14 protein-coding genes are annotated in these 16,024 nt (G+C 34.6%); 9 read left to right on the plus strand and 5 right to left on the minus strand.

The features are described from left to right. Window positions 1-167 precede the first annotated feature (167 nt). The 4 genes from BLV35_RS15815 to BLV35_RS15830 all read left to right on the plus strand — a co-directional run bounded on the left by BLV35_RS15815 (window position 168) and on the right by BLV35_RS15830 (window position 5,322). On the plus strand, window positions 168-419 hold the full coding sequence (locus BLV35_RS15815) for a type B 50S ribosomal protein L31 (RefSeq protein WP_091092475.1): 252 nt from the start codon (window positions 168-170) through the stop codon (window positions 417-419). A gap of 151 nt (window positions 420-570) precedes the next feature. Continuing rightward, window positions 571-1,746, plus strand: a complete 1,176-nt coding sequence (locus BLV35_RS15820) for a GlmU family protein (protein ID WP_091092477.1) — start codon at window positions 571-573, stop codon at window positions 1,744-1,746. A gap of 308 nt (window positions 1,747-2,054) precedes the next feature. Beyond that, window positions 2,055-3,518 carry an alanine/glycine:cation symporter family protein gene (locus BLV35_RS15825; RefSeq protein WP_091092480.1) on the plus strand — a complete coding sequence of 488 codons (1,464 nt, stop codon included), beginning with the start codon at window positions 2,055-2,057 and terminating at the stop codon, window positions 3,516-3,518. A 169-nt stretch (window positions 3,519-3,687) separates the two neighbouring features. Beyond that, entirely contained in the window at window positions 3,688-5,322 is a 1,635-nt protein-coding gene (locus BLV35_RS15830; RefSeq protein ID WP_091092483.1) for an ABC-F family ATP-binding cassette domain-containing protein, read from the plus strand. Window positions 5,323-5,436: 114 nt separating this feature from the next. On the opposite strand, the gene BLV35_RS15835 is transcribed toward BLV35_RS15830, so the two are convergent. Then, complete coding sequence (locus BLV35_RS15835; protein ID WP_091092755.1) at window positions 5,437-5,721, minus strand: GNAT family N-acetyltransferase; 285 nt, start codon at window positions 5,719-5,721, stop codon at window positions 5,437-5,439. 753 nt (window positions 5,722-6,474) lie between these two features. On the opposite strand from BLV35_RS15835, the gene BLV35_RS15840 reads away from it, so the two are divergent. The 3 genes from BLV35_RS15840 to BLV35_RS15850 are packed head-to-tail and all read left to right on the plus strand — an operon-like array spanning window position 6,475 to window position 8,469. Continuing rightward, window positions 6,475-7,149 (plus strand): lipase family protein, encoded by a 675-nt coding sequence (locus tag BLV35_RS15840; RefSeq protein ID WP_091092485.1) that lies wholly within the window; start codon window positions 6,475-6,477, stop codon window positions 7,147-7,149. Between the two features lie 37 nt (window positions 7,150-7,186). Beyond that, a complete protein-coding gene (locus tag BLV35_RS15845) occupies window positions 7,187-8,086 on the plus strand; it encodes a lytic transglycosylase domain-containing protein (RefSeq protein ID WP_091092757.1) in 900 nt (299 codons plus the stop codon). Between the two features lie 17 nt (window positions 8,087-8,103). Further along, the gene (locus BLV35_RS15850) at window positions 8,104-8,469 is read left to right on the plus strand and encodes a sulfite exporter TauE/SafE family protein (RefSeq protein ID WP_176980638.1); all 366 of its coding nucleotides are present in this window, start codon (window positions 8,104-8,106) and stop codon (window positions 8,467-8,469) included. Window positions 8,470-8,638: 169 nt separating this feature from the next. On the opposite strand, the gene BLV35_RS15855 is transcribed toward BLV35_RS15850, so the two are convergent. Further along, the gene (locus BLV35_RS15855) at window positions 8,639-9,154 is read right to left on the minus strand and encodes a hypothetical protein (RefSeq protein WP_091092490.1); all 516 of its coding nucleotides are present in this window, start codon (window positions 9,152-9,154) and stop codon (window positions 8,639-8,641) included. Between the two features lie 164 nt (window positions 9,155-9,318). Between BLV35_RS15855 and rpmH the strand changes: the two genes are divergently transcribed. Both rpmH and carB read left to right on the plus strand, forming a co-directional pair. After that, on the plus strand, window positions 9,319-9,480 hold the full coding sequence (gene rpmH / locus BLV35_RS15860; protein ID WP_074723512.1) for a 50S ribosomal protein L34: 162 nt from the start codon (window positions 9,319-9,321) through the stop codon (window positions 9,478-9,480). A gap of 189 nt (window positions 9,481-9,669) precedes the next feature. After that, window positions 9,670-12,522: a carbamoyl-phosphate synthase large subunit gene (gene carB, locus BLV35_RS15865; protein ID WP_091092492.1), complete on the plus strand. Its 2,853-nt coding sequence runs from the start codon at window positions 9,670-9,672 to the stop codon at window positions 12,520-12,522. A gap of 84 nt (window positions 12,523-12,606) precedes the next feature. Here carB and BLV35_RS15870 read toward each other — a convergent pair whose 3' ends face one another. The 3 genes from BLV35_RS15870 to BLV35_RS15880 form a co-directional block, all read right to left on the minus strand. Next, on the minus strand, window positions 12,607-14,001 hold the full coding sequence (locus BLV35_RS15870) for a hypothetical protein (RefSeq protein WP_091092495.1): 1,395 nt from the start codon (window positions 13,999-14,001) through the stop codon (window positions 12,607-12,609). Between the two features lie 668 nt (window positions 14,002-14,669). After that, window positions 14,670-15,110, minus strand: a complete 441-nt coding sequence (locus tag BLV35_RS15875; RefSeq protein ID WP_091092497.1) for a GNAT family N-acetyltransferase — start codon at window positions 15,108-15,110, stop codon at window positions 14,670-14,672. A 47-nt stretch (window positions 15,111-15,157) separates the two neighbouring features. Further along, window positions 15,158-16,012 (minus strand): tetratricopeptide repeat protein, encoded by an 855-nt coding sequence (locus BLV35_RS15880; protein ID WP_143031872.1) that lies wholly within the window; start codon window positions 16,010-16,012, stop codon window positions 15,158-15,160. Window positions 16,013-16,024: the final 12 nt, after the last annotated feature.

The raw sequence follows: 16,024 nt of genomic DNA on the forward strand, positions 1-16,024 counted from the left end.
TTTTTACGATTTAATAAAAAAAATGAAACAAAGATTTGTTTATTGAAAAATAATTGTAAATTTGCACACTCAAAATAATAGTGTAAAACAAAAAGTTATAATGAGTTTACACCTTTTCTGTCGAAAGAAAAGCTTCAAAACAAGTTATAACCAAACAAATAAAAAAGATGAAAAAAGGTACGCACCCAGAAAATTACAGATTAGTTGCATTTAAAGACATGTCAAATGAAGACGTTTTTATCACTAAATCTGCTGCGGATACAAGAGAAACAATTACAGTTGATGGTGTTGAATACCCAGTTGTGAAAATGGAGATCTCTAGAACGTCTCACCCTTTTTACACAGGAAAAAACAAACTTATCGATACTGCAGGACGTATTGACAAGTTCAAAACTAAATACGCTAAACACGTTAAATAATCTTAGCTTGTTTTCAAATACACTAAAGCCTTCCTTATCGGGAGGCTTTTTTTATTTTTATCTATTTGAAAACTTTGTAACTTTGCGCTTTATTTAAAACAAATTAATGTACGGTCAAGTCGAGACTTGATTCTTCACAAATAAATATTTTATGAATTATATACTTTTTGACGGACCCGCCCGAAATGCCTTATTGCCTTTTACATTTACACGTCCTGTAGCTGATATTCTTATTGGGATTATGACGATTCGTCAAAAATGGGAAATGCATTTGGGGTCTACTACCACAACATTAACGGAGGAATATTTATCAGATAAATATCCGATGGTGGAGTTAGAAGAGAATGTGATGATTAATGCTTCTTTTCTTCCTAATTATGTTTTGGTTGAAATGGTGAGTAACTTAGGGCCAAATCAGGTTATTTTTAAAGGAGAAGAAGTTGTTGCATTTTATACAGATGAAAATCAGGAAGAGGTAGATTTCGACTCATACGAGATTATTGAGTATAATGAGGACTGTATAACAGTGATGCATACTTGGGATATTTTCTCAAAAAATGATGCAGCTATACGGGAAGATTTCGACTTTTTAACTGCAGACAGAAAATCAAAACCAATTCCGAAAAGTGTCAATGTACTTGGACATGAAAATATATTCATCGAAGAAGGTGCTAAGTTAGAGTTTGTGACTTTAAATGCTACTTCAGGGCCTATTTATATAGGGAAGGATACTGAAATTATGGAAGGCTCTGTAATTCGTGGGCCGTTTGCATTGTGTGAAGGCGCTGTGGTTAAAATGGCGGCTAAAATATATGGTGCTACTACCGTAGGGCCTTATTCAAGGATAGGTGGAGAGGTAAATAATTCGGTCATTTCAGCTTATTCTAATAAAGGACATGATGGATTTTTAGGAAATTCAGTGCTTGGAGAATGGTGTAACATTGGCGCAGACAGTAATAACTCTAACCTGAAAAATAACTACGAAGAAGTAAAATTATGGAGTTATGAAACGGAAGGTTTTGCTAAAACAGGACTGCAGTTTTGTGGTTTGATGATGGGAGATCACAGTAAGTGTGGGATTAATACCATGTTCAATACAGGAACTGTAATAGGGGTTAGTGCAAATATTTTTGGCAGTGGCTTTCCACGTAATTTTGTACCTAGTTTTTCTTGGGGTGGTGCTTCGGGTTTTTCTACATACATCACTAAAAAAGCATTTGAAACGGCAAGAATCGTTATGAGTCGCAGGAATGTAGATTTTGATGAGAAAGAAGCTGCTATTTTAGAGCATGTTTTTGAGGAAAGTAAAAAATGGAGAAAAGAGTAATTGCTTTGATAGATTAAAAAATAGTATAAATGCTTCATTATATAGTAATGAAGCATTTTTTTGTTGTGGTCGTGGTTGGTTTTTGATAATTGTTTTAATATTGTGGGTAATTACTGTTAAAAAACAGATTTTTGTTTAAAAACGGCTCTTTTTATTAGTGCTTGATTTTTAGTTAAATAATCAGTTTTTGTTATTTTATATAGCTGTTCGTTAGTTTTTTTTGCTGATATGTTATAGTTTTATAAAAAAAAAGTCGCAAAACGTTTGTTTTGCTATTTTTTTGATAATTATTAATGTAAAATATATTTATGGAAGAGATTATTGGAGTATTAAATGATATTGTTTGGAGTAATGCTTTAATCGTTTTGTGTTTAGGAACGGGGCTTTATTTTTCTATAAGAACACGTTTTTTGCAAGTGCGTCATATCAAAGAGATGTTCCGATTGTTATTTGATGGTAAAAGTTCTGAGTCTGGAGTTTCTTCTTTTCAGGCATTATCAATGTCTCTAGCAGGTAGAGTAGGTACTGGGAATATTGCTGGGGTAGCTACGGCGATTGCCTTTGGAGGACCTGGAGCTTTATTTTGGATGTGGATGGTTGCTTTTTTAGGAGCAAGCACTGCTTTTGTAGAAGCAACTTTAGCACAAATTTATAAAGAGAAACATTTAGGTGAATTCCGTGGTGGACCTGCTTTTTATATTGAAAGAGGGTTAGGCGTGAAATGGTTTGGTATCTTGTTTGCGATAGTTTCTATTGTTTCTGCTGGTGTATTGTTACCTGGTGTTCAAGCTAATTCTGTTGCAGACGGAATACAGAATGCTTTTGAAATAGAGACTTGGAAATCAGGAGTAGTGGTAGCGTTAATATTTGGAGCTATCGTATTTGGAGGTGTAAAAAGAATCGCCAAATTTACTGAATTCGTGGTTCCGATAATGGCTATTGGTTACATTCTAATAGTATTGGTAATCATAGCGATCGATATCGATCAACTTCCAGGGGTTATTGCCTTAGTTTTCAAAAGTGCTTTTAATATGGAAGCTGGTTTTGGAGCTGTTTTTGGTTTAGCCATTCAATGGGGTGTAAAAAGAGGGATTTATTCTAATGAAGCGGGTCAAGGGACAGCGCCACATATTGCTGCCGCAGCAAATGTTTCGCACCCTACTAAACAAGGTCTGGTGCAATCATTCTCGGTTTATATCGATACTTTATTAGTTTGTTCGGCGACTGGATTTATGTTGCTGATTACTGGTAAATACAATGTTCAAAATCCTGTGTTAGGAGCCAATGGTGCTACGCAGTTTTTATATCAAGGAGCAGAAAACGTTTCTGCAGGACCTGGGTTTACACAAAGCGCGATGGATAGTGTTTTTCCTGGTTTTGGTTCTTACTTTGTAGCTATTGCGTTATTTTTCTTCGCATTTACAACGATATTAGCCTATTACTATATAGCAGAAACAAATATCGCTTATTTGACAAGGAATTTAAATTCTCCTATTTACAGTCACTTACTTAAGGTATTGATGATGGTAGTTATTATGTATGGTTCTATTAATCAGGCAAAATTAGCTTGGAATATTGGAGATTTAGGAGTGGGATTAATGGCTTGGTTTAATATTATTGCTATTATTCTGCTGCAAAAACCAGCATTATTGGCCTTGAAGGATTACGAAAAACAACGAAAGGCAGGCAAAGACCCTGTATTTAATCCAGAAGATATTGGTGTTTCAAATGCGCATATATGGAATACGATAAATAAAAATAAAGAAGAGTAGTTCATATTTTGCTACTGCCTTTAAAAGCTTCTAGAGATCAGATTTTATTCTGTTTCTAGAAGCTTTTATTTTATTGTAGACAAATTACTTAATTAATCTATCTTTGCACTTTTTAAAACAAATCGGTTTTCAATGTAACGAATAACCGAATCTACAAATTTACAATTCAATGATTACAGTTAACGATATTTCAGTACAGTTTGGTGGAACCACCCTTTTTAGCGACGTCTCTTTTGCTATTAATGAAAATGATAAGATTGCCTTAATGGGTAAAAATGGAGCGGGTAAATCAACGCTTCTTAAAATTATTGCAGGGCAAAGCAAACCGTCAACAGGGAATATTTCGGCACCTAAAGAGGCTGTAGTAGCTTATTTGCCTCAGCATTTGTTGACTACTGACGGAGCTACTGTTATGGAAGAAACTTCTAAAGCATTTGGTGAAATTTTCGGTATGAAAGCGGAGATAGATGAGATCAACGAGCAATTGACGATTCGTACAGATTATGAAAGTGATGCGTATATGAAGTTGATTGAGCGTGTTTCTGATTTAAGCGAGAAATTCTATGCAATTGAAGAAGTAAATTATGAAGCTGAAGTAGAGAAAATACTAATCGGTTTGGGTTTTGTTCGCGAAGATTTTACAAGACAAACTTCTGAGTTTTCAGGAGGTTGGAGAATGCGAATTGAGTTGGCTAAAATCCTTTTGCAAAAACCGGATTTAATATTACTAGATGAGCCTACGAATCATATGGATATTGAAAGTATTCAATGGTTAGAAGACTTCCTGATTAATTCGGCGAAAGCAGTTGTTGTAATTTCGCATGATAGAGCCTTTGTTGATAATATTACGAATCGAACTATAGAAGTTACTATGGGACGTATTTATGATTATAAAGCGAAGTATTCTCATTATTTAGAATTGCGTAAAGACAGACGTATTCATCAGCAAAAAGCATATGATGAACAACAACGTATGATTTCAGACAATAGAACTTTTATTGACCGTTTTAAAGGAACGTTTTCTAAAACGGATGCTGTTCAGTCACGTGTTAAGATGTTAGAAAAGTTGGTTATAGTACAGGTGGATGAAGTAGATACATCTGCATTAAAATTAAAATTTCCTGCAGCGGTTCGTTCGGGACAGTATCCTGTAATTGTAAAAGACTTGTCCAAAGCATATGGAGATCATGTGGTTTTCAAGGATGCTAATATTGTTATTGAAAGAGGTGAGAAAGTAGCTTTTGTTGGAAAAAATGGCGAAGGTAAATCGACTATGATTAAAGCCATCATGAAAGAAATTGGTATTGATGCAGGAAGTCTTGAGATTGGTCATAATGCGCAAATTGGTTATTTTGCTCAAAATCAAGCTTCTTTATTAAATGAAAATGCTACTATTTTTGAAACCATTGATGATATTGCAGTAGGAGATGTTAGGACTAAAATAAAGGATATCTTAGGAGCTTTCATGTTTCACGGAGATGATGTGACTAAAAAAGTTAAAGTCCTTTCAGGAGGAGAGAAAACACGTTTAGCAATGATTAAATTATTGTTGGAACCGGTTAACTTGTTGATTCTGGATGAACCTTCAAATCACTTGGACATGAAGACTAAAGACATAATTAAAGATGCACTACGTGATTTTGATGGGACTTTGATCTTGGTTTCTCACGACAGGGATTTCCTTGACGGACTAGCGACAAAGGTTTTTGAATTTGGAAATAAAAGAGTAGTAGAGCATTTTGAAGATATTACAGGTTTCTTAGCACACAAGAAAATGGATAGCATGAAAGAAATAGAAAAATAATTTTTTATAAAATTATAAAAAAGGCATAAGTTGATTCTTGTGCCTTTTGTTGCTAAACTAGACATTAGTAAAAAAAAGCGGCTAAACATACTAAATGATACAGCCGCTTTTTTCTTAAAGCCTAATTCCTGGGGGAAGTAATTCTTTGTAAATAGGGTTTTTTTTAAAAAAAACCACGATTTTTGGAAGTATTGGAACTACTTTTAATTTTCGTTCAATGGCAATGGCCATTATTTCAGATAGTAACTGAGAGACAAACTCTTCGTTGTCAAATTCATCTGGAGTATTTATTTTTGTCAAAAATATCTTTTTTTCTTGAAAAGAGTATTCAACTGAAACTAACCCTTCCTCTACTGTAGTTTCAAATTGTCTTGCGAAAGTATTGTCTTTGATTTCCATGATAATAGATTGTTCCATATTGTTTGTTTAAGTATTTGTGACCGGACTAATATTCGCCCAATTTTATTATTGAAGATTCATTGGCGTTTCAACCAATAGTATTTTAATTTTAGTGTTGGTTTTATTTCAAATTAAATATATCCATGATTATCTATCGCTATTATAATACGCTTGTACCATTTATTCACTACAAGTGAGAAAACAGATAAGCACTCTCCTTCGTGAAGTCAACATTGTGTGTTATGGTTGTGGTATTTTCGAAAATTTGCAGATAAATAAAGGGGTTTTGTTAATGAACCTATATTACGTTTCTGGTGTTTTTTTTAGTGAGGCAACCTTTACAAAGGTATTGATTTGATTATCAGTATCAAATCATTTTAACGTCTATGTTGGAGGCGCTCTTCTCTTTGTCAGTAAACAATAGTCGTTGCACGTTAATTTTGGTTTATACAGCTACAGTTTCGTTTAGGTATTCATGGAATGAGCGGTCTGTCTCTGTTCAATTTTGTCTTCGGTTGTAAAGTTTCGGTATTTTAATCCATGTTAGACCCAAAGGGCAATAATCTTCGACGGGAAAGTAGAAAATGACTCTATAGCTGTTGCGACCACAGTTTTAGATTTGTAAAGTGGAACAGTCATAATTTAATGCTAATATAAAGGTAGATTCGAAGCTGGTTTCAATAAAAAAATTAATTTTATCAGAAATTTGTAATAATTAGATGGTAATCTGTTGTAAAATATCGAAGCACAATTATGAGTAAAATACCAGTTTATTTTATGCCTGGATTAGCGGCTAGTGCTGCTATTTTTGAGAGAATACAACTTCCGGAAGCTGATTTTGAAATACATCTTCTAGAGTGGGAGATTCCTTTGGTTAAGGAATCTTTGGACGATTACGCCAAGAGAATTGCTCTGAAAATCAAAAAGGAGAATCCTGTTTTGATTGGCGTTTCATTTGGTGGTATTTTGGTTCAAGAAATGGCAAAACATATCGATGCGAGAAAGGTAATCATCATCTCGAGTGTAAAAAGCAATTTAGAATTCCCCAGAAGAATGAAAATTGCTAAGACCACTAAAGCTTACAAACTCATTCCGATGAGTTTGATATTAAATTTGGAGAATTTAGCTAAATTTTCTTTTGGTGCAAAAATTAATCATCGATTGAAATTATATGAAAAATTTCTGTCGGTTCGTGATATCGGTTATTTAGAATGGGCGGTAGAGAAAGTGATTCTTTGGGATCGGACAGTCGTTGACGAAAGTGTAATCCATATTCATGGTGATATGGATGATGTTTTTCCAATAAAGTATATCAAAGAATGTAGTGTGGTAAAAGGCGGAACTCATATCATGATTTTGAATAAATACAGGTGGTTTAATGCTAATTTGGGCGCTATTATTTTGGGAACAAATACAACTGTGGACTAATTTTTGCTGCCTAATATACATGCTAAAAATGAGAAAAATGAAAAGAATAGAAAGAATAAGTATCCTCCTTACGGTAGTTTTTGCTAGCGGTCTGTTGATTTTTGCAACTACATATGAGTCGAAGGACAAGCTGGATAAAGAAAAAGAATATGTATCGCCCTATTTTCCGGTTACGGCTAATTTTGCCGGGGAAACTACACCATTGAAAATTTCGGATGTCAAAGAACGCTTGGATCGGGAATTGATCGTCAACATAAATCTTCATGCTTCTACTATTTTAGCGATAAAAAGAGCAAACCGCGCTTTTCCTGTTATAGAGCCCATTCTTAAGAAAAACGGAATTCCGGATGATTTTAAGTATCTAGCAGTGATAGAAAGTGGTTTAGTCAATGCGGTGTCCGGTGCTGGCGCTAGGGGGGTATGGCAGTTTATGCCGGAAACAGCTAAGGAAAGAGGGATGGAAGTGAACGAGATTGTTGATGAACGCTATGATTTAGAAAAATCAACACAAGCTGCTTGTAGTTATTTTTTGATTGCTAAAGCAAAATTTGGAACTTGGACTTTAGCTGCTGCTTCTTATAATGGCGGAATGGGAGGAGTTAACAAGCAAATGGATATCCAAAAAGAATCCAATTACTATGATTTGTTACTTACCGAAGAAACATCTCGCTATGTATTCCGAATTTTGGCACTTAAAGAAATTATGAAAAATCCTGATAAATTTGGTTTCTCCTTGGCAGATGAAGAATTGTATGCCATGTTGCCAACCAAAAAAATCGCTGTAGATACTACGATTAATGACTTAGCTGATTTCGCGAAAGCGCAGGGGATAAACTATAAGATTTTGAAAATTCATAATCCATGGCTCAGAGATAAAAAATTAGAGAATCCAACGAATAAAAAATATACAATTGAAATTCCATTGAGCGGATATTAATCTAAAACGACATGAAAATGACAGTTCAAACTATAATTATGTTAATGTGCATTGGCTTGACCGCTGGTGTTTTGAGCGGATTAATTGGAATTGGTGGAGGAATTATAATGGTTCCACTATTGTTATTGATGGGGTTTACACAGCAACAAGCTCAGGGTACTAGTTTAGCGGCTTTATTACCGCCAGTTACTTTGCTTGCCGTACTTAATTATCATAAAGCGGGGTTTATAGATTGGCGTTTTGCAATTATAATATCATTAGTGTTTGTAGTAGGTGGTTATTTCGGAAGTAAATGGGCTATTCATATTGATCAAAAAATATTAAAGAGAGTATTTGCAGTGACTTTATTGGTTATTGGAGGATTTCTTCTCTTTGAAAAATGACGAAAGTAAACGGTGGGAGAGTATTTTCCTTTTAGATTGTATAAAAAAAACGCAGCTTCGCAATTACTATTTTTCAATAGACCTGCGAAGCTGCGTTTTTTAATACTTTTTATTTGCTGATGAAAGTATAATAAAAAAGGGCAAATAAAATTATTTACCCTTTTTTGAATTATATTTTTTTCATTTGACCTTTCATCATGGTGATCTGTTCTTTCAGCATACCTTGTTTGTCTAGTCTTTTTGCTTCGTTTAGAAGGTTAGTCGCTTCTAGCTTTCTTCTTCTTGACATCGCAACTCCTGCTAGATTTAATTTGGCAACAGCCAAATCCATATCCATAGACAATCCTAACTCGATTGCTTTCTTGAAATATTTCTCTGCTTGATTGATGTTAGTTTGCGAAAGCATGATTCCATGTAGGTAATTGAAGTACCCTTGTTGTTTTCTTACTAAGGCTGTTTCTGGGTTTTTAATGAAAGACAGCCATTTTTTTGCTCCTTCAAAATCCTGTTTTCTTAGTTTTAAGAATGCTAAAAGGATCAATTCGTTTTTGAAATAAAGGAAAATTGGAATTGCAGTCAATAATATAAGGAAAATTCCATTGCCGATATTGTTTTCAGTAAATTGCCAAATGCCAGTAATTACGAGAAGTCCGGCGATAATAAGTTTAATATTCTTGTGAAACATAGTAAGTTTGTTTTATGAACGCAAATATAGTAAAATGAATTGAAAATATTTTTACAAAACTACTTGTGAGAAAAAAAAGTCTTTGTATATTTGCACTCGGTTTTAGGGTAACAGATACTCAAAAACGGGAAGACATATAAATAAGATTTTAAAGATACAAAGCAATGAGCAAAAGAACGTTTCAACCATCGAAAAGAAAAAGAAGAAATAAGCACGGATTCATGGACAGAATGGAGACTCCGAATGGAAGAAAAGTTCTTGCTAGAAGAAGAGCTAAAGGAAGACATAAATTGACTGTTTCTTGCGAACCAAGACACAAAAAATAATGTTTGTATAAACATAAATAAGGCGTTACTTTTTTTAGTATCGCCTTTTTTTATACCTTGTCGTTAAATTATTATTTTTTTTAGAAGCATATCCTGATTTTTGTAACAATTAAAAGCGCTATTTAGCTGATTTACAGTAAAAAGGATTAGAGAAGAACTACAACAATAACTACACATAATTTTAGTAAAATGCCGAAAGATACTTCCATAAAATCAGTCTTAATTATAGGTTCAGGACCTATTGTTATTGGTCAAGCATGTGAATTTGATTATGCAGGATCACAATCAGCTCGTTCTATCCGTGAGGAAGGAATTGAGGTTATCTTGATAAATTCGAATCCCGCAACGATTATGACCGACCCATCCATGGCCGATCATATTTATTTGAAACCCCTAACGACTAAGTCGATCATTGAAATTCTAAAAGCGCATCCTCAAATCGATGCCGTTTTACCTACTATGGGTGGACAAACGGCTTTGAACTTGTGTTTAGAAGCCGATGAAAAGGGAATTTGGCAGGATTTCGGAGTAAGAATGATAGGTGTTGATGTAAACGCCATTAATATTACTGAGGACAGAGAGCAGTTTAAACAATTGCTTAAGAAAATTGGAGTACCATCTGCACCTGCAGAAATATGTACTTCTTACCTTAGAGGTAAAGAGATTGCACAGGAATTTGGTTTCCCATTAGTAATCCGTCCTTCTTTTACTTTAGGGGGGACTGGAGCGGCTATTGTGTATAAAAAAGAAGATTTTGATGAACTTTTAACCAGAGGTTTAGAAGCATCACCTATTCATGAGGTGTTGATTGATAAAGCTTTAATGGGTTGGAAAGAATATGAGTTGGAACTTTTGAGAGATAAAAATGACAATGTTGTGATTATCTGTTCAATCGAAAATATGGATCCTATGGGAATTCATACTGGAGACTCCATTACAGTGGCGCCAGCGATGACGTTATCTGATCCAACTTTCCAAAGAATGCGTGACTATGCGATTTTGATGATGCGTAGTATCGGAAATTTTGCTGGAGGTTGTAACGTGCAGTTTGCCGTTTCGCCTGACGAAAAAGAAGATATCGTAGCAATCGAAATTAATCCTCGTGTGTCTCGTTCTTCGGCATTAGCATCTAAAGCAACTGGTTACCCTATTGCAAAGATTGCTTCAAAATTAGCTTTGGGATACAACTTAGATGAATTGCAAAACCAAATTACCAAATCTACTTCGGCTTTATTCGAACCGACTTTGGATTATGTAATTGTAAAAATACCACGTTGGAACTTTGATAAATTCGAAGGAGCTGACAGAACTTTAGGACTTCAAATGAAATCGGTTGGTGAAGTAATGGGAATTGGACGTTCGTTTCAAGAAGCCTTGCATAAAGCCACGCAATCATTAGAAATAAAAAGAAATGGTCTAGGTGCTGACGGTAAGGGATATACAAACTACGAACAAATTATCGAGAAACTGACTTTTGCAAGTTGGGATCGTGTTTTTGTGATTTATGATGCGATAGCCATGGGGATTCCTTTGAGCCGTATCCATGAAATCACTAAAATCGATATGTGGTTCTTGAAACAATACGAAGAGCTTTATACCTTAGAGAAAGAGATTTCAACGTATAAAGTAGATACTTTGCCAAAAGAATTATTGCTAGAAGCGAAACAAAAAGGTTTTGCCGACAGACAAATTGCACACATGGTAGGTTGTCTTGAAAGTCAGATACACGCTTTGCGAATGAAAATGAATGTCAATCGCATATTCAAATTAGTGGATACTTGTGCGGCAGAGTTCAAAGCAAAGACACCTTATTACTACTCGACTTTTGAAGCCGAAATTGAAAAGGCTGACGGAACACGTTATGTAGATAACGAAAGTATCGTTACTGATAAAAAGAAAATAATTGTTCTTGGGTCAGGCCCAAATAGAATTGGACAAGGAATCGAATTTGATTACTCTTGTGTACACGGAGTATTGGCTGCTCAAGAATGTGGTTATGAAACTATTATGATCAACTGTAATCCAGAAACGGTTTCGACTGATTTTGATACAGCCGATAAATTGTACTTCGAACCAGTTTTTTGGGAACATATCTACGATATTATCCAACATGAGAAACCTGAAGGTGTAATTGTACAGCTAGGTGGACAAACAGCTTTGAAATTAGCAGAGAAGTTATCTAAATATGGAATAAAAATTATAGGAACTAGCTTTGATGCTCTGGATTTAGCCGAAGACAGAGGACGTTTCTCTGAATTGCTAACGGAATTGGAAATTCCTTTCCCACAATTTGGAATTGCAGAAACAGCTGATGAAGCTTCTGCTCTTGCTGATGTACTAGACTTTCCATTATTGATTCGTCCTTCTTATGTGTTAGGTGGTCAGGGAATGAAAATTGTAATCAACAAGCAGGAACTAGAAGAGCATGTTGTCAATTTATTGAAAACAATTCCAGGAAATAAATTGCTTTTAGACCACTATCTTGATGGTGCGATTGAAGCAGAAGCAGATGCGATTTGCGACGGAGAAAATGTGTATATCATAGGAATTATGGAGCACATCGAACCTTGCGGAGTGCACTCTGGTGACAGTAATGCAACTTTGCCACCTTTTAACCTTGGTGAGTTTGTAATGCAACAAATAAAAGATCATACTAAGAAAATAGCGCTTGGTTTAAGAACTGTAGGTTTAATCAACATACAGTTTGCGATAAAAGACGATACCGTTTATATTATTGAAGCAAATCCTAGAGCATCTCGTACGGTGCCGTTTATTGCGAAAGCATACGGAGAACCGTATGTGAACTATGCAACTAAAGTAATGTTAGGTCATAATAAAGTAACCGACTTTACTTTTAACCCGCAGTTGAAAGGATATGCTATCAAGCAACCGGTTTTCTCCTTCAGCAAGTTCCACAATGTAAACAAAGCATTAGGGCCAGAGATGAAGTCAACTGGAGAAAGCATCTTGTTTATTGATGACCTGAAAGACGATCAATTCTACGAATTGTACTCTAGAAGAAAAATGTATTTGAGCAAATAAGCTTGAATTGAATATATTGAAAAAGCCACTCGATTTGAGTGGCTTTTTTTATGGGCTGTGATTTCGAAAAAATAGGAATCAGTTTTAATATTTAATATCAAAAGAACCTTCAGTGATTTTATGAGAACCACTACCTAGAAGGGAGGTAGCCGTAAAATTGAATGTACCTACAACTCTTTTGTTTGCAGTGTCATGAGATGATATGGTAAGCGTTCCAGAATCAGCAGCAAAACCAGGGTCTCCTGCCGTTAGAGTGTATTGACCCACATAATCTCCAAACGCTGAGAAACTATAAGTTCCAGCTGTAATATCAGCACGGAAGTTAAGACCAATTGCTTCAGCGCCACCGCCTCTATTAGCGACGATAGAAATCTTATTAGATAAGCTGATTTTTTGAGCATAAAGTATGGTTTGTACAAACTGAACACCGTCTAGTTTAGCAAAAAACGAATTGTTTGAAGGTGTGGATGAGGATGTTGTTGTTGTTGTAAATGTAACTTGATTTCCATAATAAGTACCAATGCTATTCGTGGCGTAGGCTCTTACATAATAAGTTGTATTTGCTAATAATAATGTGATTGATGAGGTGAAGCTTCCAATTCCAGTTCCATTTGTTGTTTTCGAATTTGCTGTAGTTGGATTTTGACTTGTACCCCACACAATACCACGAGCAGTAATTGAAGCACCGCCATCTGAGGTTATGTTACCACCACTAGTACCAGAATTAGGGGTGATATTATTCATAGCTAAGGTTGTTAATGTAGGAATTGAACTCGAGCCAGAAGTTATTGTTTTGAAAGACACTTGATTACCGTAGTAAGTGCCATTACTGTTTGTAGCATAAGCTCTAACGTAATATGTAGTGTTTTCAGTTAATGATGTAATCGAAGAGTTAAAGTTTCCGGTTCCAGTTCCATTATTTGTTTTTGAATCTGCCGTAGTTGGGTTTTGAGTTGTGCTCCAAACAATACCTCGAGCAGTTATTGGTGTCCCGCCATCTGAGGATATATTTCCTGCTCCGTCAGCTAAATTAGTCTTAATATTGCTTATTACAGAAGTTGTTATAGTTGGAATTGAACTAGAACTAATCGTTTTGAAATAGACTTGATTCCCATAAGCAGTACCAATGCTATTTGTAGCGTACGCCCTAACATAATATGTTGTATTTACGGTTAAAGATGTAATTGAAGAACTAAAGCTTCCAATTCCAGTTCCATTGGTAGTCTTTGAATCTGCCGTAGTTGGATTTTGACTTATACCCCATACAATTCCACGAGCAGTAATTGAAGCACCACCATCTGAAGTGATGTTTCCTCCAGTAGTTGAGGATGTAGCATCAATATTTGTAATTGGACTGGAAGTTAATGTTGGAATTGTCGTGGTTGTATCTGAACTGGAACCGATAGGTTCATTACTACAATTAAAAAATAAAGCACAGATTGTTAGTGATATACTTAAGATAATAGCTATTTTTTTCATTTTTTATTTAGTTGTTAGAAGTTTTTTATAATAGTACATTTTCTATTTTTGACTATTCAAATGTAGTATAATTATTCCCAAAAAAAATCAAACGAATTACTGCTTTTCTTATGTTTTTATTTACTATTAAAATCTAAAGAAATTCGATCTTGTTTTTTTGATTCAATACTTTTAACAAAACCCAATTGTAAGTTCTTTTTTTATTAAATGCCAGATTGTATACAAACCTCTTGAGCCAGAAATGAAATTAGTATGAGAAAGGCTCTTGTTTATTAATGACCTGAAAGATGATTAATTCTACGAATTGTACTCGAGAAGAAAAATGTATTTGAGTAAATAAGGTTGAGTTGAATATATTGAAAACAGCCCCATGATTGGTTTTTTTTGTGGGGTGAAAAATGGTTTTTTTACAATTATGTTGTTGTCCCTGATTATAGTTTATGGTTGTCGATAAAAACGGTTGTTTTGTCATTCTGACGTAAGGAGGACACGAGGGCTTACCCGAACTGGAATAGCAATTACATCAAACTGCTCACGTAATGAGATTCCTCCTTCGTCGGAATGACAAGTTTGCGGTAAATGATTTTACAGCAGTATAACAGCCGAAAACTTTTGGTTTTCAGCTGTTATACTGCTTTTGTATTATGGTATTGCATTTATTCTAACTTTTAATCAGCTATACTAATTCTCATGTGTTCATGAGGAATGCCTACTTCCACAAACGGTTCATCATAGATTTCGAACCCTAAAATCAAATAAAAGGGAACGGCATTGTCGCGCGCATGACAAACCACTTCTTTAATTCCGTTAGACATACAAAAAGACAGCAATTCCTTTACTAATAATTTCCCGATGCCTTTTCCTTGCTGATTGGTTTCAACTGCCATTTGCATGAGTTGTGTTTTGGTTTTTTCAGGGTTTAGTGGGTTTAATACCACACATCCAATAACAACATCGTTTTCAACTGCCACAAAATGCCAGGCCTTTTTATCGTGCATTTCCCAAGCATGGTCTGGAACACCAATTGGTCTCAGTAAAATGTGGTTTCTTAGATCTTGTTCTAGTAGATAGAGTGAATTTGTGGTATTTATTAATTGTATGGAAATCATTATCTATAATTTGTTAATCGTTACTCATCCTGTGATTGTAATTAAAATTAAGATTTATTTAGTTCCGCCTCCATTTGAATTAGGTTTTTGATATATTGGTTTTCTGTTTTTGACCATTTCTTAGTTTCAATTTTCCAAACATTAAATTGAGTTTTGTCTTTAGTTTTGAAATATTCGAACGCTAAATTATAGGCTGTTTCTTGTATGAAATTGGTCTCCTTACAGTATTTGACCATGACATCATAGGTAGCGATTACTTTATCAATTTGTTCTAATTTGGTATAGGTATAAGCTAATTCTTTATAGGTGTAACAATCCATAGGATTGTTAGCAATTGCTTTTTTTAGACTTTTTTCAGCTTTATCATAAAAACCGATTGCATTATATGAAAAAGCCAATTCAGTTTGTAAGCCTTTAAAATTTGGATCTATTTTTTCTGCTTTCTCTAAAAAAGTCAATGCTTTTTCAATTTCATTCCATCCATTGTACATAAAACCCCAAAGATACAGTCTGCCGACGGAACCTTCATCAACTTTGTAAATTGCAAGCCATTCCGGATTTTTTTGAATATTAAGTTCACTAAATTTTTCTTCAGGTAGGACTGCAATTGCAATTTTATTAGGTTGCAATCGAATTTTTATAAATGCAACATCCTTCTTTTTATCGGTGTCAACTTTGTAAAAGGTGCCTTTTTTATCAATTTTGAAACCTCCTTCGTAGTGAAGTGTCAAACCTGCTTGCGGGTCTATGTAAATAAAGCCATAATGATAAATACTGTCTTTATCCATTTGATACACTATCCATTTGTCTTCACATTGAAGATTAGTTTTGTCAAATGTTAGACTTTTCTGAGCGTTTAAATGAGTTGATAATAGTACTAATAGTAGTAAAAAGGATTTCATATTGTATTATTT

Source organism: Flavobacterium gillisiae, from assembly GCF_900107635.1.
Classification (GTDB): domain Bacteria; phylum Bacteroidota; class Bacteroidia; order Flavobacteriales; family Flavobacteriaceae; genus Flavobacterium; species Flavobacterium gillisiae.

Excerpts from the sequence above, each read along its gene's own strand:
- BLV35_RS15815 (WP_091092475.1), top strand. The coding sequence starts at position 168 with ATGAAAAAAGGTACGCACCCAGAAAATTACAGATTAGTTGCATTTAAA.
- BLV35_RS15820 (WP_091092477.1), top strand. The coding sequence starts at position 571 with ATGAATTATATACTTTTTGACGGACCCGCCCGAAATGCCTTATTGCCT.
- BLV35_RS15825 (WP_091092480.1), top strand. The coding sequence starts at position 2,055 with ATGGAAGAGATTATTGGAGTATTAAATGATATTGTTTGGAGTAATGCT.
- BLV35_RS15830 (WP_091092483.1), top strand. The coding sequence starts at position 3,688 with ATGATTACAGTTAACGATATTTCAGTACAGTTTGGTGGAACCACCCTT.
- BLV35_RS15835 (WP_091092755.1), bottom strand. The coding sequence starts at position 5,721 with ATGGAAATCAAAGACAATACTTTCGCAAGACAATTTGAAACTACAGTA.
- BLV35_RS15840 (WP_091092485.1), top strand. The coding sequence starts at position 6,475 with ATGAGTAAAATACCAGTTTATTTTATGCCTGGATTAGCGGCTAGTGCT.
- BLV35_RS15845 (WP_091092757.1), top strand. The coding sequence starts at position 7,187 with ATGAAAAGAATAGAAAGAATAAGTATCCTCCTTACGGTAGTTTTTGCT.
- BLV35_RS15850 (WP_176980638.1), top strand. The coding sequence starts at position 8,104 with ATGACAGTTCAAACTATAATTATGTTAATGTGCATTGGCTTGACCGCT.
- BLV35_RS15855 (WP_091092490.1), bottom strand. The coding sequence starts at position 9,154 with ATGTTTCACAAGAATATTAAACTTATTATCGCCGGACTTCTCGTAATT.
- rpmH (WP_074723512.1), top strand. The coding sequence starts at position 9,319 with ATGAGCAAAAGAACGTTTCAACCATCGAAAAGAAAAAGAAGAAATAAG.
- carB (WP_091092492.1), top strand. The coding sequence starts at position 9,670 with ATGCCGAAAGATACTTCCATAAAATCAGTCTTAATTATAGGTTCAGGA.
- BLV35_RS15870 (WP_091092495.1), bottom strand. The coding sequence starts at position 14,001 with ATGAAAAAAATAGCTATTATCTTAAGTATATCACTAACAATCTGTGCT.
- BLV35_RS15875 (WP_091092497.1), bottom strand. The coding sequence starts at position 15,110 with ATGATTTCCATACAATTAATAAATACCACAAATTCACTCTATCTACTA.
- BLV35_RS15880 (WP_143031872.1), bottom strand. The coding sequence starts at position 16,012 with ATGAAATCCTTTTTACTACTATTAGTACTATTATCAACTCATTTAAAC.